Source organism: Rhodococcus sp. MS16 (genome assembly GCF_013277795.1).
Taxonomy (GTDB): domain Bacteria; phylum Actinomycetota; class Actinomycetes; order Mycobacteriales; family Mycobacteriaceae; genus Rhodococcus_F; species Rhodococcus_F globerula.
Window position 1 is genome coordinate 262,909 of the sequence record NZ_VBTM01000005.1, and the last position, 18,999, is coordinate 281,907.

Consider the following 18,999-nt stretch of genomic DNA (forward strand, 5'->3'; position numbering starts at 1 on the left):
ACTCTAACCGAGGCTGGAGACGAACGTTCTCACTTCGGACACGAATCGGGTCGGATCCTCGACGAACGGCCCGTGATCGCAGCCGTCCCAGTACGACGCCTGCGACTTCGGAATCAGCTCTTCGGCGTGCTTACCTGCACTCACGTCGACAACGGAGTCTTCGGTGCCGTGCAGAACCAGCGCCGGGATGTCGAGGGAACGGAGCAGTTCGTCGTGACCGACCGCACGGTTGAACAGTGCGGCCCGCACGCGCGGGCGGGTCGCGAGGCTCGCACCGAATAGGGCCTGCGACTGGGCCCCTTTGCCTTCCGGCGGGCCGGTGAGCGCGTTGCCGAACGCGCCGAGTGCCCGAATCGCCTCGCGGGGATCTTCCGACATGGCACCGGGAACAGCGCTGCGCATTGCCGCACCCACCTTGCCGCCCTTCTCACCGCGTCCGATGCTCGTGATCGCCCCGACCAGGACAACGCCGGCCACAGCGTCCGTTCCGTGCGCTGCCAGGTAATCGCAGATCACGAGTCCGCCGTACGACCACCCGAGCAACACGGCTTTCTCGGTGATGCCCTCGGCTGCCAGGACAGCGGCAACATCGCCGGCCCAGTTCGCGCTGTTGTCGTAACCGTCTTCGGGGGCGTCGGAGTATCCGTGGCCGCGTAGATCAACGGCGATCAACCGGTGCGAGGACGCCAGTTCGCTCAGAACCTGCTCACCCCAGCACTGCGAGGACTGTGCCCAGCCGTGCAGCAGGACCAGCGGGGTTGCTTCCGGGTTTCCGGTTACTCGGTAGACGATGGACGTGCCGTCGACGCTGACGGCTTCACGAATAGACATGCCGTCACGATAGAGGCTGTGACCGCTGCGCCGACGGCAAGCGTGTACGCCGACGAGACTCCGTAGCGGTCGATCAGCTGCCCCGCCAGCGCGGATCCGAGCGCCACGCCGACGCCCAGGCCGGTCACCGTCAGCGTCATACCTTCGGTGAGTTTCTCGGGTGGGACGATCTGCTCGACAAGAGCTGTGGCGATGATGAGCGTCGGCGCGATTGTCGCGCCGGCCAGGATGTAGGCCGCTGCCAGTCCCGCGACGTTGCCGACCAGCAGGAGCGGAATGCTCAGCACGGTGACGGCAATGGACGCGATCATCAGCTGTCCGCGTAGCGAGCGCGTCGGGTGCCGGGACCCGAACACCAAGCCCACGATTCCCGATCCGCCGGCAAACAGGGCGAGGACGACGGTCGCCGACCCGGGCGAGTTCTGTTCCTGGGTGAACGCGATGGCACCGACGTCGATGACGCCGAACATGGTTCCCAGCATCACCATCACGATGATGACGATCCACATCGCCGGGTTCGCGAGAACCGAGCGTCCCCGGCCCGGTATGCGCGGATGAATCTTGGGTTCCGTCGATCGCTGCGCCACCAGTAGGAGCGTGCCGACCACAAGAAGAATTACTCCCGCGAGCGGACCGGCTTCGGGAAACAACCCGATGCTCAGACCGACCGAGAGCACCGGCCCCACCACGAAACAGAGTTCGTCGACGACGGATTCGAACGCAAAAGCTGTGCGCAACTCAGGTTTTCCGACGTAGATCGCAACCCACCTGGCGCGAACCATCGCACCGATCGTCGGGGTCGCACCGGCCGGGATCACCAGAGCGAACAGCAGCCAGTCCGGCGCTTCGAATCTCACGGACAGCAGCAGCGCACCGATCGAGATGGCGCTGACCGCAGCGGCCAGGGGCAGAACCGCGCGCTGCCCGAATCGATCCACCGTGCGGGACACCAACGGCGCTATGACGGCGCAGGACAGCGCAAATACTGCTGCGAGCGCGCCGGCCAGCCCGTAGTCACCACGAAGTTGCGAGATCATCGTCACGATTCCGATGCCGATCATCGCGATCGGCAACCGCGCGATGAAACCGGCGGCGGAGAAGGCAATGGCGCCAGGGGCGGCGAATATTTCGCGATATGCCCCCATCAGGCCTTTATCGTCGGAACTGGTCATGACTTATTCTCGTGCACCCCACAAGGTTCACAGAATATGTGCAGCCACCACAAATCCCGGCTCGAGTTGACCTGTCGGTAGCTTGCCCTACGATTGCGCGAATGAGTGTCCTGGTGTGTTTCCACGCCCATCCCGACGACGAAGTATTCATCACGGGTGGCGTCATGAGAATGGCTGCCGACGCGGGTCATCGCGTTGTTGTCGTCACGGCCACCGACGGTGCGCTGGGTGAGTATCCCGACGGCCTGTTGGACGAGCACGAATCATTGGCGGAGCGTCGCAGCCGCGAACTCGAGGCGTCCACCGATGCCCTCGGTGCCAGCCGTGTCGTGTCGCTGCACTATCCGGATTCCGGAATGGTCGGCACCCCCGAGAACGAGAATCCCGACGCTTTCTGCAATGCCGAAGTAGACGAGGCGGCCGAGCGTCTGGCAGAAGTTCTTCGCGAGGAGAACGCCGACATCCTGACGATCTACGACGCCAATGGTGGTTACGGACACCCGGACCACATTCAGGTGCACTACGTCGGCATTCGGGCGGCTGAGCTCGCGGGCACACCGCTCGTCTACGAGGCGTCCACCAACCGCGATCACATGAAGATGCTGATGCTTGCCAACCCGGAGTGGACGGAAGAAGCGCAGCCACCGGACATCGAGACGTTCGGCCTTCCAGCCGAACAGCTCACCACGGCCGTCGACGTCAGTTCGGTGATCAGCTCGAAGCGCGCGGCCATGTACGCGCACGCCACACAGGTCGGGGATTTCGGGCCGTTCCTCGAAATGCCCACCGAGCAGCTCACCGCGGCATTCGGTACCGAGTGGTTCCGTCGACGCAACGCCCCGGACGGCCTGTCGGAAACTGCGCTTCCGCTGTAGCCGAAGCTCCACATCGGCTTCGACTTCTGGTTAGCATCGGTAGGCATGGACCTCGAACAGCTTGTCGCGAGCATGCCTTTTGCCGTTCATACCGGAGTGCAGTTGGACAGTGCGACCTCCGAAGAGGTTGTCGGGCACCTCGATTGGGACAACCACCGCACCACCGCCGGCAACGGAATGCACGGCGGCGCCTTGATGACGCTGGCAGACAGCGTCGGCGCCGTCTGTGCATTCCTCAACCTGCCACCCGGCGCCGGCACCTCGACTACCAGTTCGTCGGCGGTCTTCACTCGGGGTGTCCGCAAGGGCACCGTCACTGCAACTGCCCGGCCGTTGCATGCCGGCCGCAGCACCATCGCGATAGTCACCGAACTCCGGGACGACGAGGGCCGTCTGGTCGCTCAGGTCACGGCATCCCAGGCAGTGTTGGGGCCGTGAACCTTCCCGGGTACCGGTCATCCGGCGCCACCGCGCCGTACGGCAATCTACTTGCCTCGCACGATGTTGCGATGGAGGGCTATTTCTGGCGGTTCACACTGCCGGAAAGCGGCCGCGTTGTCATTGCACTGGCCGGAATCAATCGAGCGGCCGACGGCCATTGGTCGACACTCGCGGTAGCCGCGCATCCCGGCGGTTTCCTCAGCGACACAGAGTATCCCGGCGGATATGCCGACCCTGACCGGCTAGGGGCCTATGCGGACAACGCTTTTCGCGGCACGACGGATCAGGTACACGCCGATCTCGAGACCGCGCGTCTGGACGTTCGCATCTCGAACCAGCGATTCTGGCCGCGTCGACGCTTCGGCGGTTCCAGCTATTTCCAGTCGGTTCCCGCTCTCAATCAGTACTGGCATCCGTGGCTTCTCGGTGGCAGAGCCGAGGGCGCCGCGATCATCGACGGCGAGACCTGGGATCTCACCGGAGCACAGGTGTACGGCGAGAAGAACTGGGGCAAGGGTGGTTTCCCCGAATCCTGGTGGTGGGGCCAGGCTCAGGGGTTCACCGACCCGCATGCATGTATCGCCTTCGCGGGCGGGCAGATCAGCGCGGGGCCGCTTCGCACCGAAGTCACCGCCGTTGTTGTCGCACTGCCCGACGGAACCGTATTCCGGCTGGGAAACCCGGTCACCTCGCCCGTGACCACAGTGGTTGCCGACGACCGCTGGACACTACGCGGCCGCAATCACCTCTGGAGTGTCGAGATCGAGGGCAGCGCTCCCCTGTCGGACGCCCATATCCTCCCGGTACCTCTTCCCGCGCAGCGCCGCAACGTTCCTGGCGCACTGGAACATCTGGGTGCCACGTTGACTGTGACCGTACGTCGGCGAGGCGCTGTGTACTGGACCGACACTTCTCACCTCGCGGCCCTCGAGCACGGCGGGTTGGACCGCGCCCAATCGGAAGTCACGAGACGGGAGCAGATCGCGCCAGATCTATGAGCGCCGACGCCGCCGGATTCTTGCCGCCGCGGGCGCGCCACACCATTTCCAAGCGGGACCGGGCCTCAGGTTCGAGGTTGATCCGATGCAACTGTCCCACTGCGGATTCCGGGATAACCGCCATCCCCAACCCCTGCGCTGCCAGTGAGACGATAATCCCGAGATTGCTGGCCTCGAGCGCAACTGTGGGGGCGACGCCTACCGCCACACAGGCCGCGTCGAGGCACGTCCTGATACCGGTTCCCGGTGGAAGGCAGATCACGGACCGCGTCCCGAGCTCCGCGAACGGCAGAGTATCCCGTTCGGCAAGTGGATGATTCGCGGCCACTCCCGCCACCAGTCGCTCATCGGTGATCACGCGGGATTCGAGGCCCTCGGGCAGCTCCCCCGCCACCCCGACAACCGCTATGTCGAAGGTTCCGTCCGCGACACCGGCAAGAAGGTTGCGTGAATCATCTTCGGCCAGAGAGATATCCAGACCCGGATGTCGGAGGTGCAGCCGAGCCAGGAGATCCGTCAGGTCAGCCGAAGCACAGGCCGTGACCATCCCGACGGAAACCGAGCCTCGGACCAATCCTTTCAGCGCGTCCACGACGTCGCGGACGCTGTCCACGGAGGCCAAGGCAGCGCGAGCGTGGGGCAGCACAGCGCGCCCCGCTTCGGTGGGACGTACGGTCCGGCCGCTTCGATCGAGCAGTTCCTGCCCCAGCTCCCGCTCGAGGCGTTTGATCTGCGCACTCACACCTGGTTGAGCGACGTGTAGACGCTCGGCCGCGCGGGTGAAATTCGCTTCGTCGACCACTGCGACGAAGTACTCGAGTTGCCGAAGTTCCATAACTTTTGATTCTAGCTACGAGAAAAACCAGATCTTGGACTTATCATCAGGATCGCAGCACGATGGAGGCATGACAACAACAGACACAACTCGAGAAGCCCGGACCCCGGAAGACCTCGCTCGCCTCTTTGTCGAGTTCGCCAACGCCGGTGACGCCGACGCAGTAGCGGGACTCTACGAAGAGGGCGCCGTGATGGCATTTCCGCCCGGTTCGCTTACCGTCGGGCGTTCGGCCATCCGCGACGTGATCGCACAGATGCTCGCTGCCGCACCCACGTTCACCGTCGAGAAGGCGCTGCCGACGGTCGTCAGCGGTGATCTCGCGATGACCTCCACTGCGCCGGCCGACGGTACCGGCGGACGCACTCAGGTTGCGCGCCGCCAGCCCGACGGACGGTGGTTGCGGGTACTCGACCGGCCGGAGCTGTAACCGGCACAGACGAAGTCAGATTACGGCGGCCCGGCGCATCGCTGCGGCCGGATCAGCGAACAGCGAGCTCAGCGACACCACGGTCGACGCGTATTCCTGCACCCGATTCCCGAAGCCGGTGATCCGAATGTCCTTACGCTCCAGGGACGATGTCGTCGAGAAAGCCTCGGCTACATACGGCGCGCCGGCCGGGTAGTCGGTGAAAGCCTGGCCACCGAGGATCACACGATCCGGGTTGAACAGATCACGCAACAGCGCCACCGTGCGACCCAGCACCCGTGCTCGTTCGACCAGGAGTTCATGTGCCGCAGCCGAACCGGCAGAGGCCGCCGCGTACACGTCGGCGATGGTGATGCGCTCGCTACCCTGAATCACCGCGCCGCTCGACAGCGCCTGCGTCACAATCGCTCGATCGCTGATGGTCGCCTCCAAGCACCCCACGGAACCGCAGGCGCACCGGGCCGACGACCCCGTCGGCAGGTGCGCGATCGAGCCCGGTCCGCTGGACGGGGTGTGCACGCGACCCTCGAAAGTGATCGCAATGCCTGATGTTTCGCGCGCATAGAAGTACAGCGCAGTGGTCCCGGTAGCCGGTGTCTCGGTGCGATCGGCGCTCAGCAGCAATTCCGATGCGGCCATGGCCTCGACGTGCGCGGCAACCGAAACCGGCAAGCCCAATCCGGCTCCGATGACGGCGCCGACCTTTGCTCCCTTCCATCCCAATCGGGGGTGGTCGACCACGCCGGTAGCAGAGTCGACGCGTCCACCGATCGCAACGCCGACAGCCAGCGGTCGACGTTTGTGCCACCGGGATGTGAACGATTTTGCCGAACGCGCGATAGTCGCGAGTGCAACAGATGAATTGGTGGTGGGCGTCGGGATTTCGACGGCGCCGAGCACCCGGCCCCGAATATCGCTGGCAATGATGCTGGTGACGGCTGCACCGATGTGGATGCCGACCGTCAGATACGGCTCGTGATTCACCTCGAACGGAACCTTGGGGCGACCGATGGCACCTGAGGCAATCAGATCTGCTCGCTCACGGACCACTCCGAGGTCGAGCAGGCTCGTGACCTGCCGATTGACGGTTGCAATGCTCAACCCGGAGGCCTTGGCAGCAGTGTCCCGCGAAATCGGGCCTCTCAGCCGAGCGATGCGGAGGACAGTTGCCGCCGGTCCGTCGGCGATGCGCAGCTCAGGTGCAACAACCTGAGGCCGCGGTCCGGAGAGGACGGTTCGTGATCGAAGCTGCGGGGCAGTAAGTGTGGGGGTCGACATGGCAGTCCCTTGCAGAAGGAGGAGAAAGCGCACACTTCAGCCCTCGGACCGGCATCAATGCTGGTCAAGGAAGAAAGGGTGGAGAGCGGCGCAGAAAATTAGCTGCAGAAAGAACGGCGGCAACAACACAGTTCGCGTGCCAGAGGCAGACGCGACCCCAACGCAGCGGTCACATAGGTGACGCGCAAAGCGGCAGGCTGGTCGGTCGACATAGATCCAAAAATAGCAGCTCTGTCCAGTTTCACAAATCGGGTGCGGTAACGATCACAGTGAATGCAACTATGGCCAACCGCAAATACAGCTGTTTTAGTGCTGACATGACCGGCGCAGACACCACTCCCCCACCACACGCACGCGGCTACGAGGGGTTCGGTGGCCGGATCGGCCGTACCGCAGCCGACTCGATCCCGTCTTGGCCGTCGACAGCGTCACCGGCGTCGGATGCCCCCAACATCGTGGTCGTCTTGATCGACGACATGGGATACAGCGACATCGGCCCGTTCGGATCGGAGATCGAGACACCGACCCTGGACCGACTTGCTGCACAAGGTGTTCGGCTCACCAACTATCACACGACGCCGCTGTGCTCGCCCTCTCGGGCAGCGCTCCTGACCGGAGTCAATCCACATCGCGCGGGATACGGGTTCGTGGCAAACGCAGACCCCGGCTACCCGGGCTTACGGCTCGAGCTTGGTGACGACATCCTGACCCTGCCTGAGATCCTTCGCGAATCCGGTTACGCCACATACGCCGTCGGTAAATGGCACCTCGTGCGTGATGCCAACCTCGCGCCGGGTCGCAGCCGCGACTCCTGGCCGACGCAGCGCGGATTCGACCGCTACTACGGATCACTCGAAGGCCTCAATTCCTTCTACTACCCCAATCAATTGATCTCCGACAACTCCGTCGTCGACGTCGACGAGTATCCCGAGAATTACTATCTGACAGACGATCTCACCGACAAAGCTGTCAGCTACATCAAAGACCTTCGGGCACACGATGCGGAGAAGCCGTTCTTCCTCTACTTTGCGCACGTCGCCATGCACGGGCCGTTGCAAGCCAAACCCGAAGATCAAGCCAAGTACCGGGGCCGCTACAACGAAGGCTGGGACCGAATCCGCGAATCCCGCTTTGCTGCTCAGCTCGCGGCGGGACTGTTCCCCGAAGGTACGCGGCAAGCACCGCGTAATTCCGAGCCTGGCTTCGACGTTCCCGAATGGGATTCCCTGACATCGGAGCAACAGTCGCGGTTTGCCCGTTACATGGAAGTCTATGCAGGCATGGTGGATTCGGTTGATCAAAGCGTTGGCCGCATTGTCGAGACGCTCGAAGAACTCGGAGAGTTGGACAACACCATCATCGTCTTCACCTCCGACAACGGTGGCACGGCCGAGGGTGGTTCGGACGGCACGCGCAGCTACTTCGCGCAGTTCGCGCACGTGCAGGATCCCGAGTGGGTGGGCGATGTCCCGCACGACGAATCGTTGATCGGTGGTCCGCAGTTGGGGGTTCACTACCCTCGCGGATGGGGACAGACGTCCAACACCCCGTTCCGGTTCTACAAGGGCCAGTCGTTTGCCGGTGGCGTCCGAGTGCCGTTTGTCCTGTCCTGGCCGGCCGGTATCAAACCGGCTGCGGCCGACAACGGCATTCGAGACCAGTTTGCCTACGTCACCGATCTGACCCCCACCCTCCTCGATCTTGCAGGCATCGACGTTCCGACCGTGCGTCATGGCCTTCCCGCCAAGGAGTTCGACGGAGTCTCGGCTGCCCACGTTCTGCATTCACCGGTGGCACCGAGCTCCCACACCGAGCAATACACCGAAATGACCGGCAACCGCGGGTACTACAAGGACGGCTGGAAACTGCTGGCGCTGGCACCCGACAACATCGACGAACCCGACTGGCAACTGTTCGACGTCACCGCAGACCCCACCGAACTGAACAATCTCGCCGCGCAGTACCCGGACAAGGTCCGCGAACTTGCCGACGCCTGGGACAACTCGGCGTGGGCGAACACCGTCTTCCCGCTGTTGGGCAACGGCGTCGGAGCGGTGCGTCGGCCCGAAGAACAAGCGCTGTCGCGGCCGGTGCGAATCCTGGCAGGAACCCCAACCCTCGAGCGATACCGATCGTCTCGGCTCATCGCCTTCCGCGACTTCGACATCACCGTAGAACTGAGCGGCTACCAGGGCGGCGACTCCGGCGTCCTCGTAGCGCACGGCGACCCCCAAGGCGGGTACATCCTGTACGTCGAAGACGGCCATCTCCATCTCGAATACAACGCGTTCGGGGACTACCGAAGCATCGACACCGGGCCGCTCGCGGTGGGCAGCACCCGCATCGACGTTGCGGTGAGAGTCGCGCCGCGCCTGCGCTGGAACCTCGACGTCAGCGTCGACGGCGTTCCGGCCGGCCACCTCCGCGATCAGGTCCAACTTGTGGGCATGGCGCCGTGGACCGGCATCTCGGTCGGCGTCGATGCGCGTGGACCGGTGTCCTGGGACCTGCATGGTCGACGCGGCAGCTTCCGCTACAGCGGCGCGCTCCGAGCCGTCACATACACCCCGGGAACCGTCCAGGTCCCGGCTCGTCACATCGAATCCATCGAGCGGGAGGCAGAGTACGCGGCCGACTAGCCCTACGATTGCGTCATGACCATTTCTTCCGATGCCCGCGTCGCTGTTGTCACCGGAGCCAGCTCCGGAATCGGCGAGGCCACTGCCCGCACGCTTGCCGATCAGGGATTTCACGTGGTGATCGGGGCCCGGCGCCTCGATCGCCTCGAGAAGATCGCCGAGGAGATCGGCGGCACCGCGCTCGAACTCGACGTCACCGACGAGGATTCCGTCGACGCATTTGCCGCGGTCCTGCCCCGCGTCGACGTCCTGGTGAACAATGCGGGCGGTGCCAAGGGCCTGGCGACAGTCATGGAGGCCGATCTCGACGACTGGCGCTGGATGTGGGAAACCAATGTGCTGGGCACTTTGCGGGTCACAAAAGCGTTGCTGCCCAAGCTCATCGACTCCGGCGACGGTTTGGTGGTCACCATCACCTCGATCGCCGCACTCGAGGCATACGACAACGGTTCCGGGTACACCACCGCCAAACATGCTCAGGCCGTTCTGCATCGGACCCTACGCGGCGAATTGTTGGGCAAGCCCGTTCGGTTGACGGAGATCGCTCCCGGCGCCGTCGAAACCGAATTCTCCCTGGTCCGTTTCGAGGGCGATCAGGAGAAGGCCGACAAGGTGTACGAAGGCATCACTCCGCTTGTGGCTCAGGACATCGCCGAGATCATCGGCTTTGTCGCGGCACGTCCGTCACATGTGAACCTGGATCAGATCGTCGTGCGTCCTCGCGATCAGGCAGGTGCTGGACGCTTCCACCGCACTACGACCTAGCACAGCCCAACCACCTAGAGTTGTTGCCTCTTCGTGGAAACGGCGGCCATGATCGCCGTTTCCACGTCGAGGGCGGAAGCCGCAACAGCGCTGAGCGTTTCACCACCTCTCACGATGTACCTACCGTCGTCGGCAAAGTCGTTCCATTGAAAGACAACGTCGCCCCGGTTCGGTCTGCTGTCTATGGCACTGCCCGACGAGATAGTGATTTCACCGATCGACGTGCGCGGCCGACGAAAGAACCTCACCAACTCCTGCGCTGGTCGCGGATCGTCGGCTCGACTCAGGATCGACTCTCCCGGAATATGTTTCGTGTTCCGAGCCGACGCGACCCGAACCTTCCCCGCCTGGCATTGCGGCAGGTGCGTCACCATCGCGGACACCAGCACCGACGCCCGTTGCACCGAAAGAACAACATCGGAGGCGGAATCAGCTGCCGCACCTGGCAACTGCTCAACCAGCACTCCCCACTCGCCGGCGATCGCACCGTGCAACCGTGTCACCATGTTCATCCGGGCGCCGTGAAATCCTGACACTTCGATGCGTACGGTGGGCTCCGCCAGTATCTGCAACGCGTCGGTCATACTCTCGTCGAGAATCTGCCGGATCCGCAGTGCCGCGTTTTTCCGCTGCATAGTCAGTTCGGTCATGGTTTCGGCCGCCGGACGGAATTTCAATGGGTACGGCAATCTGTCCCGACCTACGGCTTCCCACAGAATCTGGAATTCCATTCCGGTGAAGCGCCAATGTGACTGTGTGTTCACTGCTTCAGCACCAGTGTTCACTGCTTCAGCACCAGTGTTCGCTGCCCCAGCACCAGTGTTCACTGCCCCAGCACCGGCGGCGTGACCATCGGCAGGTCCCCGATCAGTTCGTTTCCGTTGTCGAGAGTGATGAGGTAGCCCGGCGTCTCGTGCATCTTGTCGTCGTCGCCTTGTCCGCGGCCGCCTGCCATGCCTCCCATTCCGCCGGCCATCATGCCCCGGCTACCGGCTGCTCCGAGACTGCCTGCCGCACCGCCGCGGGCACCGCTGCCGCCGGCACTGCCCAGGCCGCCGCCTGCCACACTGCCACCCAAACCACTGCCACCCAATCCATTCGCGCCTGACCCACCGCCCGCGATGCCGCCACCTGCCCCACCTGCAGATCCGCCGCCGCCAAATCCGCCACTCCCAGGTCCGCCGGTGAGACCGGTACCTCCACCAAGTCCGGCGCCATGTCCGACACCAGGGATGGACCCACTGCCGACAGACTGCGGCACAGCGGACGCCGCCGAGGTAGTCGCCGGCCCGGAACCACTTTCACTCTGGCCGATTCCCGACCCGGATACCCGTCCGCTGTCGCCGAGCGCAGCGCCTGGCGTCGCACCTGATCCACCAGCCGAAGCACCGTTACCCGCGCCGCCGACCGTCGGGTCAGTCCCGGCGCCACCTGGCGAATCAGCTGTGCGCTGTTCCAATCCGCTACCACCGCCAGATGTTTGGTAGTTGCCCACGGCGGATGCCGCTTGCTCGTACGACATCTGATCGGTACCGGTCTGGAACGGACTACGGCCGCCGGAGGTTCCGCCGCCGGAGGTGATGGGATTGAATGCGGGCGGCAGGACGGGAACCTGATCATCGGCGCGCTTCATGTACGGCAGGTACATCTCCTTCATGACCTGGCGCGCCAGTCGCTCCGCTTCTTCGGCTTCATGTTGCGCCTGACGCCACGACTCCCCTGGAATCATGCTGATGAGCTGTTCCCCAAGCGATGCGTCGCTTGGACGCGGTATCGACTGTTTTGCCTGTCCCAGTGCGATCTTTGCTTCTTCGACTTTGTTGGCTACCAGTTGCACTCGTGTCTGAAGTTCCTGGCCGTCAGCTGAGTACGCAAGAACAGCCTCCAAGGCCGCAGATCCACCCTTGCCCTGCCAGCCGTCACCGATTGCGGATCCGACGGCGAGGTTGAAGGCCGAGATTCCATTCACAACCCGCTCCGATATCTCGGTCCAGGCCTTACTGATCGCGACAAGAATGTCGGGCTTCATCTCGTCGACATGCGCAAAAATCTGAGCATGAGACATCGCGTCGAAGGGATCGTCCTCAAGAATGGCGTGTTCGCTGTACTCCAACGCCGTCGCCCGCGGAGTCAGTGCATCGCGGATTGCCCAGTTCACTTCGCGTTCCAGGTCGGCGACCTTCGATGCTTCGGCGATTGTGTCGTCGAACTCGCCGCGATCGTCGGTGAAATGTTGGAGCACAGCGGTCGGGGCCAATGCCACATCGGCGACACGACCGGGCACCGATGCCACAAGGGCGAGACCATCCGCCACAACATCATGAAGACTCACGACTATCCCCCCGAATTCATCCGTGTCTACCTGGATAGACGCATCGGTGATGCCAGGGGTTCCGCCGACAGAAAAGATTCTTGCGGCTCAGGCGAGCGCGGACATGGACTTCCAGGTCGGGAGATCGATCGCCCAGTCGTAGATGTCGCCGTCGGCGGCGGAGAGGTCGATCGACGTCCCGGTCACCTCGACGGGGTCGCCGTACAGCGCGGTTCCGAAATACTCCTGCGCATCCGACATCGAGAGATTGATACATCCGTTGGTGACGTTCGACGAACCTTGAACTCCCGTGGTTTGCGGGTTTGCGTGGATGAACTCACCGTTGTTGGAAATGCGAACGGCCCACCGTTCGCGGACGTTCTCGTAGAACGGCGGATTGGACATGAGGAAATCTTCGTACTTCTCGGTCACCATGTGGATGCCGCTGCGCGTGACGTTGCGGGCCTCGTTGCCTTCGCCGTAGCTGACGGGGATGTCCATGATCGTCTGGCCGTCGCGGACGACCTGCATACGGTGGCTGGGCGCGTTTGCCTTCACGATCTGACTACGACCGATAGTGAAATCGAGAGTGAGGTCCTGATCGCCGTACGCGCCGCCGCCGTAGTTCAGTCCGTACAGCTTCGCGTCCAGATGAACGACGGTTCCCGGGACCCAGTACTCGGCGGGACGCCAATGCGCGCGCGAGCCCCCGTTATCGTCCGGCAGCCACGCCCATGAACCTGCGGTCGCCGGAACGCTCGTGACAACAAGCGCCTTCTCCACTGCTGCTTTGTCGACGACGGAGTTGTCGAACTGGAGGGTGATCGGCGCTGCTATTCCGACTTCCTGACCGTCGGCGATGTTGAGGGTGCCGCCGGTCTGCGAATCGGGTGCCAACGTTGTGAAACTGCCCTCGACGGGAACGGTTTTTCCGTCCGTGCCGGTGGCGGAACCAGACCACGAATACGTGGCCGCGTACCCGAGAGCCTCGCTGACGACGTAAGACGTCCGGTCCGCAGACAGCTGACCTGCGACGGGGGTACCCGCCGAGTTGTTCAGCGCAACCTCGTCGAGAGTGCCGCCGGTGACTGTGACGGATACCGGGGCGATCGGGCTGACGTCCCTGGCACCGACAACCGGCGTCTCGACAACCTGCGCAACGGGTGCCTTGTCAGCTGGTGATGCCTCGCCGGCCGTCTCGGCGCCACCGATGGTGCATCCCGCAACAGCGAGCATCGCCGCAAGCAGAACAGCTACCAAAGCAGCAAGACGCGAACGTTTTCTCCGAATACCCAGCTGATGCACCTCAACAGGCTACCCGCGCTAACGATTGTCAGCTCATATCCGGCAACCCACGGTGACCGGTTCCGGCTCGAGACGCACACCGAACGCGGCGTCCACGCCGTCTCGCACGGTGCGGGCGAGAGCCACGATGTCCGAGCACTTCGCGTCGCCGCGGTTTGTCAGGGCGAGTGTGTGACGAGTCGACAACCGAGCCGGCGCGTCCTCGCCCGGGTATCCCTTGGAAAAGCCGGCTCGTTCGATCAGCCACCCCGCCGACAGCTTGGTTCCGCCGACCCCCGGATACTGCGGGACAGTCACATCCCCGAGCTGCGTCGTAATAGCGGAAAGAACTGCGGGCAACCGATCCTCGGGCACAACCGGATTGGTGAAGAAGGAACCCGCGCTCCACGTGTCGTGATCGTAAGGGTCGAGCACCATCGCCTTACCGGCGCGCAAACCCAGAACAGCTTCGCGGACCTGCGACGACGGCAATCGATCACCTTCCTGAGCATCGAGTGCCGTGAACAGTTCCCGGTAAGCCAGGGGCGCGCTCAGTCCATCCGTTGTCGCGTCGAGTTCGACCGCCAGAACCAGCGCTGCGTCCGAATGCTTGAGGACGCTCGAGCGGTAGCCGAGTTGCAGAGTCGACGGATCGACCCAGGACACCTCTCCGGTGCGGCGATCGAGCAACTGGACCCGCCGAAGTCGCGAGCCCACCTCGACGCCGTATGCGCCGACATTCTGCACCGGGGTTGCGCCCGTCGAACCAGGGATCCCCGACAGGGCTTCGAGTCCGCCCAATTCCGCGGCGACGGATTGACCGACCACCTCGTCCCACACGGCGCCTGCCTCTGCGACAACACGATCCGTGTCGAGGGTCACCGTGGTGTTCGCCACACGAACCACAACTCCGTCGAAACCCTCGTCCGAAATGACGAGATTCGACCCGCCCGCCAAGATCAGCGTCGGCACGTTTTCACGATCGAGAAGCCGAACGACGTCGACCAGAGACTGCGTCGTCGGGCATTCCGCGAGCAGCCGCGCAGGTCCTCCTACCCGGAGCGTCGTCAATCCGGACAGGTCAATGTTCTCGGACACGAAAGCGCCGGAATCTACGACGCGTTGGCCAATGGTTACGTCCCACACATCGGTAAACGGTAGCCTCCACAATCGTGAGCCGTCGCATCGAGCATTCATCGAAGTACACCGTCCCCGTCGCCAAGGTCCATGAGGCGGTGACGTCGGAGCAGTACTGGCGTGACCGTATCGCCGCAGTAGGTGGCCCTGGCGCCACCATCGACGAACTGACTGTCCGGGACGAAACCGTCGCAGTCACCATGTCGCAGGTCATTCCGGCCGAGCACCTTCCCTCCATGGTCTCCAACTTCATCAAGGGTGACATCGTCATCAAGCGCAGCGAGACCATCGCACCGCTCAACGGCGGAACCGCGACGGGAACCTTCTCGGCGCACGTCGACGGCGTCCCTGCCCGCATCGAGGGCACCCAGGTGCTCAGCGGAGACGACACGGGTTGCACCTTGAGTGCCACCGGTGAGGTCGAGGTCAAGATCCCGATTTTCGGCGGCAAGATCGAAAGCGCGATCGTCGACGAGGTCACCCGTCTGATCGAGGCGGAGCAGGACTTCACGCGGGACTGGATCGCAAAATAGGGCATTGCGGGCGGGGTAGGTTTTTTCTGTAACAGCAGGTAGCCGGTATCGTTTGCGATCATGGCTCGACGCATCGACTACTCCGCCCGCTACCAGCACTCCCCCGAACAGGTCTACGAAGCACTGACCGATCGCGGATACTGGGACGCCCGGGTCGAAGAGATGCGCAAGCATTCCGAAAATCGGGTGGAACATTTCGAGGTCAGCGATTCCGGAATCGAACTCGTCCTGCACCACGTCCTGCCCCGCACCGATCTGCCCGATATCGCGCAGACCGTCATGCGCAACGACCTGATCATCACGCGCACCGAGTCCTACAGCCCGTTCGGTGACACGGTAACCGGAACCTACGAGGCCTCCATCCCGGCCGGACCGGGCAGTCTCACCGGAACCATGGAACTGTTCGGCACCGAAACAGGCTGCACCTTGCGGACGTCGTCGGAAGCCAAAGTGCACATCCCCTTTGTCGGCGGAAAGTTGGAAGAGCTGATGCTCACCAATCTTGTCGACCTGTTCCGCACCGAAGCTCAGGTCACCGCGACCTGGCTCGCCGCTCGCTGACCCCCGGTGAGGACTGCTCCACCCCCGAAGATCGAGGGTGTCATCACACGCGGCACAACCGGCATCAACCGTCTGCGGCGCAGCGACCGCTGGCTCGTGCACAACCGGGCCGTTCAACGGGCACTGCACGACGCTGCCGACCCCTTGATCGTCGACCTCGGCTACGGCGCCCGCCCCGACACGACGTTCGAGATGGCCGACCGCCTCACCGCGGTACGACGCGACCGCCGGGTCATCGGACTCGAAATCGACCCCGCCCGCGTGGTGGAAAGCCGCAACGGAGTCAGTTTCGCGCGCGGCGGGTTCGAATTGGCCGGCCTGTCACCGATTTTCGTTCGCGCTTTCAACGTTTTGCGCCAGTACCCCGAAGACGCGGTGGAATCGGCGTGGTCGCACATTCAGTCCGGTTTGGCGCCTGGCGGTTTGATCCTCGACGGGACGTGCGACGAGCTGGGGCGTCGGTGCGCCTGGGTGCTGCTCGATGCGCACCGACCCCTGACCCTCACCTTGGCGTGGGATCCCTTCGACATCGAGAAACCGTCGGACATCGCAGAACGGTTGCCCAAGGCCCTCATTCACCGCAATGTTCCGGGAGAACCGATTCACGCGCTACTCACGGCCGCGGATCGCGCGTGGGCCACTGCGGCGCCCCATGCGTCGTTCGGCCCCAGACACCGCTGGGCGGCGGCACTGGAAATACTTCGTGGGCAGGGCATTCCGGTTCAACCGGCGCGGCGACGCGTGCGTGACTGCATCCTGACCGTGCCCTGGCACGTTGTCGCCCCGAACCCCTGACCTCACAGACACGAAGCGCCCCGCCGCGGAGGTGTTCTCCGCGGCGGGGCCTTTCGTCAATGCTGCTTCGAGCTAGGAACCGAAGATGGCGCCCAGGTCTCCGAGCGAACCGGTCGGAGCGCCGGTGCCGGGCTCTGCCGTGACCTTGACGGTGACGCCGGCCTGCGTCTCGGAACCGAGGTATCCGTCAGTTCCGCTGAACACCGCGGTGATCCGACGATCGCCGACCTCGGTGAAGGCATGCGAGAGTGTGGCTTTACCGTTCACTACGGCAACCGGTCCGCCGATCGGGGTGGCGCCGTCCATGAACTGGACCGTCCCGCCGTTGAGCGTGGGTACAACGGCAGCAGCCAGATCTACCTTTGTGCCCTTCGTGGCGGACGCCGGAGCGCTCACTGTGATGGACGTTTCCTGATCTTCTGCGGCCGGAGCCGTGACCGAAATCGCTTGCACGGCCGAGGTAGAGGTGAGGAATCCGCTCGCACCCGAGTACACCGCCGTGATGTCGTGAGTACCGACGCTGCCGAACTCATGCATAATCGACGCTTTGCCGTCGACAACCACCACGGGCAAGCCGAGAGTGCCCGAACCGTCCTTGAACTGCACCGTGCCACCTGACGGAGCCGGCGTAACCGTCACGGAAAGACCCACTGCCGTACCGGTTTTTGCGTTCGCGGGAACAGTCAAGACCGTCTGGGTCTGCTGATCGACGGGAGCCGGCGCAGCGACCTTCACAGTCTGAACGCTCGAGGTCGAACCCAGGAAGTTCCCCGAACCGGAGAACACTGCGGTGATGTTGTATTCACCGGCGTCGTTGAACGTCGGTGTGATCGTGGCTTTACCCAAGGCGTCTACGGGAATCGGCGAGCTCATATCTCTGGCCCCTTCCCTGAACTGCACCGTGCCGCCCGCAAAGCCGGTCGACACCGTGGCAGTAAACGACAATTCCTCTCCTGTCGAAGCGCTCGACGGACCGACGAGTGTGGTCGTTGTGCTCTGCTCGACCACGACGGGAGCGACCGTCAAGGTATGCGGCGTCGACGTCGAGGTCTGGTAAAGACCGGAACCGGAGTACACCGCCACGATCGAATGCTCACCGGCTGCATAGGAACCCGTCAGCGAGGCCTTGCCGCTGGCATCGACGGTCGTTGCGCTACCGAGATCGGTTGTGCCGTCCTTGAACTGCACCGTGCCGCCCACCGGCACAGGCGAGACCGAAGCCTCGAGAGTCACGGACTCACCTGCGTCTGCAGTCGTTGGGCCGGTGATCGTGGTTGCCGTGGACTTGTCCGCTTCGGACACAACGACGTCGACTGCCGACGACGTCGAGGTTGCCACCTTCGTGTTGCCGAGGTACTTGGCCGTCACGGTGTGTGTGCGGACGCCGGTCGGTGTCCAGGCCAGTGTGGCAACACCATTGGCCAGCGTGCCAGTGCCGATCGTGGTGCCACCGTCCAGGAACTCCACCGAATCACCGTCGGCGCCACCGGTAACCGTCGCCTTCAGCGGAACTGACTGCCCCAACTGAACACCACTGGCAGGGGACAGCGTCGTCGTCGACACGTTCTTCGCCACGCTGATCGACGGACCGACACCCTTGAGCTGCCCCGACCCCAAAGTCCCGCTCACATGCAACTCAGTCGTCAAATCCACACCACGAGCACAACCCGCACCGACCGTATAACTGAACTCAACCGTTCGGTACTTCGGATTGATCAGACCACCATCCCAGTAGACCGCCCAACTGCCAGAGATCTTCGCGTAGTCGGCAGCAACCTCGACCTTGTCACGGCCGATCACCGAACCGTCAACCTTGGCCGAATCCGTCACATAGGAAAGACAATCCGGATGAACATCCTTAACCTGCTGCAAGTATTCGAGGGAACCAGTTCGAGTCAGTACTGACTTCACGGTAATCGTCTCACCCGCACTGGGCGTTCCGTTCGAAATAGTGCGCACAACCTGGTAACCGTGCACATTTCCCTCCGCCGTCACCGGAGCAGCACCCGCGACACTGACACCGGCAGCCGCGACGAAGCCCGCAGCAACAGCAAACACACTCACACCACCGACAACACGGCGTGCAGAACCAACAGACATAGATTTTCCTTCTC

At 63.5% G+C, this 18,999-nt stretch carries 18 protein-coding genes; 9 read left to right on the forward strand and 9 right to left on the reverse strand.

Features of this window, described 5'->3' with window-relative positions; genetic code table 11:
- Positions 1 to 3 precede the first annotated feature (3 nt).
- The gene (locus tag FEZ60_RS14055; RefSeq protein WP_116101747.1) at positions 4 to 831 is read right to left on the reverse strand and encodes an alpha/beta hydrolase; all 828 of its coding nucleotides are present in this window, start codon (positions 829 to 831) and stop codon (positions 4 to 6) included.
- Positions 777 to 2,003 carry an MFS transporter gene (locus tag FEZ60_RS14060; protein ID WP_095886744.1) on the reverse strand — a complete coding sequence of 409 codons (1,227 nt, stop codon included), beginning with the start codon at positions 2,001 to 2,003 and terminating at the stop codon, positions 777 to 779. The genes FEZ60_RS14055 and FEZ60_RS14060 overlap by 55 nt, the downstream gene beginning before the upstream one ends.
- A gap of 101 nt (positions 2,004 to 2,104) precedes the next feature.
- Between FEZ60_RS14060 and FEZ60_RS14065 the strand changes: the two genes are divergently transcribed.
- From FEZ60_RS14065 to FEZ60_RS14075, 3 genes are read left to right on the forward strand one after another with little or no spacing between them, the layout of a single operon-like run.
- Positions 2,105 to 2,878 (forward strand): PIG-L family deacetylase, encoded by a 774-nt coding sequence (locus tag FEZ60_RS14065; protein WP_033235511.1) that lies wholly within the window; start codon positions 2,105 to 2,107, stop codon positions 2,876 to 2,878.
- A gap of 45 nt (positions 2,879 to 2,923) precedes the next feature.
- Positions 2,924 to 3,316, forward strand: coding sequence for a PaaI family thioesterase (locus tag FEZ60_RS14070; RefSeq protein WP_172936325.1), 393 nt, complete (start codon positions 2,924 to 2,926; stop codon positions 3,314 to 3,316).
- Complete coding sequence (locus tag FEZ60_RS14075; RefSeq protein WP_233365685.1) at positions 3,313 to 4,317, forward strand: tocopherol cyclase family protein; 1,005 nt, start codon at positions 3,313 to 3,315, stop codon at positions 4,315 to 4,317. Before FEZ60_RS14070 ends, FEZ60_RS14075 begins: the two co-directional genes overlap by 4 nt.
- On the opposite strand, the gene FEZ60_RS14080 is transcribed toward FEZ60_RS14075, so the two are convergent.
- Positions 4,283 to 5,152, reverse strand: coding sequence for a LysR family transcriptional regulator (locus FEZ60_RS14080; RefSeq protein ID WP_116101749.1), 870 nt, complete (start codon positions 5,150 to 5,152; stop codon positions 4,283 to 4,285). The two genes, FEZ60_RS14075 and FEZ60_RS14080, sit on opposite strands and share 35 nt — an antisense overlap.
- A gap of 70 nt (positions 5,153 to 5,222) precedes the next feature.
- Between FEZ60_RS14080 and FEZ60_RS14085 the strand changes: the two genes are divergently transcribed.
- Positions 5,223 to 5,582: a nuclear transport factor 2 family protein gene (locus FEZ60_RS14085; RefSeq protein WP_033235515.1), complete on the forward strand. Its 360-nt coding sequence runs from the start codon at positions 5,223 to 5,225 to the stop codon at positions 5,580 to 5,582.
- Between the two features lie 15 nt (positions 5,583 to 5,597).
- Here the strand turns inward: FEZ60_RS14085 and FEZ60_RS14090 are convergent, their stop codons facing one another.
- Positions 5,598 to 6,860 carry an ROK family protein gene (locus FEZ60_RS14090; protein ID WP_033235783.1) on the reverse strand — a complete coding sequence of 421 codons (1,263 nt, stop codon included), beginning with the start codon at positions 6,858 to 6,860 and terminating at the stop codon, positions 5,598 to 5,600.
- Positions 6,861 to 7,177: 317 nt separating this feature from the next.
- On the opposite strand from FEZ60_RS14090, the gene FEZ60_RS14095 reads away from it, so the two are divergent.
- Entirely contained in the window at positions 7,178 to 9,499 is a 2,322-nt protein-coding gene (locus tag FEZ60_RS14095; protein ID WP_172936326.1) for an arylsulfatase, read from the forward strand.
- A gap of 15 nt (positions 9,500 to 9,514) precedes the next feature.
- Complete coding sequence (locus FEZ60_RS14100; RefSeq protein ID WP_033235516.1) at positions 9,515 to 10,264, forward strand: SDR family oxidoreductase; 750 nt, start codon at positions 9,515 to 9,517, stop codon at positions 10,262 to 10,264.
- A 14-nt stretch (positions 10,265 to 10,278) separates the two neighbouring features.
- On the opposite strand, the gene FEZ60_RS14105 is transcribed toward FEZ60_RS14100, so the two are convergent.
- From FEZ60_RS14105 to FEZ60_RS14120, 4 genes are all read right to left on the reverse strand, one after another.
- The gene (locus FEZ60_RS14105) at positions 10,279 to 11,028 is read right to left on the reverse strand and encodes an ESX secretion-associated protein EspG (RefSeq protein ID WP_172936327.1); all 750 of its coding nucleotides are present in this window, start codon (positions 11,026 to 11,028) and stop codon (positions 10,279 to 10,281) included.
- 59 nt (positions 11,029 to 11,087) lie between these two features.
- Entirely contained in the window at positions 11,088 to 12,596 is a 1,509-nt protein-coding gene (locus FEZ60_RS14110) for a hypothetical protein (protein ID WP_172936328.1), read from the reverse strand.
- 87 nt (positions 12,597 to 12,683) lie between these two features.
- Positions 12,684 to 13,880, reverse strand: coding sequence for an Ig-like domain-containing protein (locus FEZ60_RS14115; RefSeq protein WP_033235517.1), 1,197 nt, complete (start codon positions 13,878 to 13,880; stop codon positions 12,684 to 12,686).
- A gap of 33 nt (positions 13,881 to 13,913) precedes the next feature.
- Positions 13,914 to 14,957 carry a UDP-N-acetylmuramate dehydrogenase gene (locus tag FEZ60_RS14120; protein ID WP_045066586.1) on the reverse strand — a complete coding sequence of 348 codons (1,044 nt, stop codon included), beginning with the start codon at positions 14,955 to 14,957 and terminating at the stop codon, positions 13,914 to 13,916.
- 74 nt (positions 14,958 to 15,031) lie between these two features.
- On the opposite strand from FEZ60_RS14120, the gene FEZ60_RS14125 reads away from it, so the two are divergent.
- The 3 genes from FEZ60_RS14125 to FEZ60_RS14135 are packed head-to-tail and all read left to right on the forward strand — an operon-like array spanning position 15,032 to position 16,885.
- Complete coding sequence (locus FEZ60_RS14125; protein WP_033235518.1) at positions 15,032 to 15,529, forward strand: DUF2505 domain-containing protein; 498 nt, start codon at positions 15,032 to 15,034, stop codon at positions 15,527 to 15,529.
- A gap of 60 nt (positions 15,530 to 15,589) precedes the next feature.
- Positions 15,590 to 16,090: a DUF2505 domain-containing protein gene (locus FEZ60_RS14130; protein ID WP_045063896.1), complete on the forward strand. Its 501-nt coding sequence runs from the start codon at positions 15,590 to 15,592 to the stop codon at positions 16,088 to 16,090.
- Between the two features lie 6 nt (positions 16,091 to 16,096).
- Positions 16,097 to 16,885 (forward strand): hypothetical protein, encoded by a 789-nt coding sequence (locus FEZ60_RS14135; RefSeq protein ID WP_033235520.1) that lies wholly within the window; start codon positions 16,097 to 16,099, stop codon positions 16,883 to 16,885.
- A gap of 72 nt (positions 16,886 to 16,957) precedes the next feature.
- On the opposite strand, the gene FEZ60_RS14140 is transcribed toward FEZ60_RS14135, so the two are convergent.
- Complete coding sequence (locus FEZ60_RS14140) at positions 16,958 to 18,985, reverse strand: Ig-like domain-containing protein (protein WP_172936330.1); 2,028 nt, start codon at positions 18,983 to 18,985, stop codon at positions 16,958 to 16,960.
- Between the last annotated feature and the right edge of the window lie 14 nt (positions 18,986 to 18,999).

Coding starts and splice junctions, on each gene's coding strand:
- FEZ60_RS14090 (WP_033235783.1), bottom strand. CDS start 6,860: ATGTCGACCCCCACACTTACTGCCCCGCAGCTTCGATCACGAACCGTC.
- FEZ60_RS14100 (WP_033235516.1), top strand. CDS start 9,515: ATGACCATTTCTTCCGATGCCCGCGTCGCTGTTGTCACCGGAGCCAGC.
- FEZ60_RS14140 (WP_172936330.1), bottom strand. CDS start 18,985: ATGTCTGTTGGTTCTGCACGCCGTGTTGTCGGTGGTGTGAGTGTGTTT.
- FEZ60_RS14080 (WP_116101749.1), bottom strand. CDS start 5,152: ATGGAACTTCGGCAACTCGAGTACTTCGTCGCAGTGGTCGACGAAGCG.
- FEZ60_RS14070 (WP_172936325.1), top strand. CDS start 2,924: ATGGACCTCGAACAGCTTGTCGCGAGCATGCCTTTTGCCGTTCATACC.
- FEZ60_RS14095 (WP_172936326.1), top strand. CDS start 7,178: ATGACCGGCGCAGACACCACTCCCCCACCACACGCACGCGGCTACGAG.
- FEZ60_RS14085 (WP_033235515.1), top strand. CDS start 5,223: ATGACAACAACAGACACAACTCGAGAAGCCCGGACCCCGGAAGACCTC.
- FEZ60_RS14130 (WP_045063896.1), top strand. CDS start 15,590: ATGGCTCGACGCATCGACTACTCCGCCCGCTACCAGCACTCCCCCGAA.
- FEZ60_RS14065 (WP_033235511.1), top strand. CDS start 2,105: ATGAGTGTCCTGGTGTGTTTCCACGCCCATCCCGACGACGAAGTATTC.
- FEZ60_RS14060 (WP_095886744.1), bottom strand. CDS start 2,003: ATGACCAGTTCCGACGATAAAGGCCTGATGGGGGCATATCGCGAAATA.
- FEZ60_RS14055 (WP_116101747.1), bottom strand. CDS start 831: ATGTCTATTCGTGAAGCCGTCAGCGTCGACGGCACGTCCATCGTCTAC.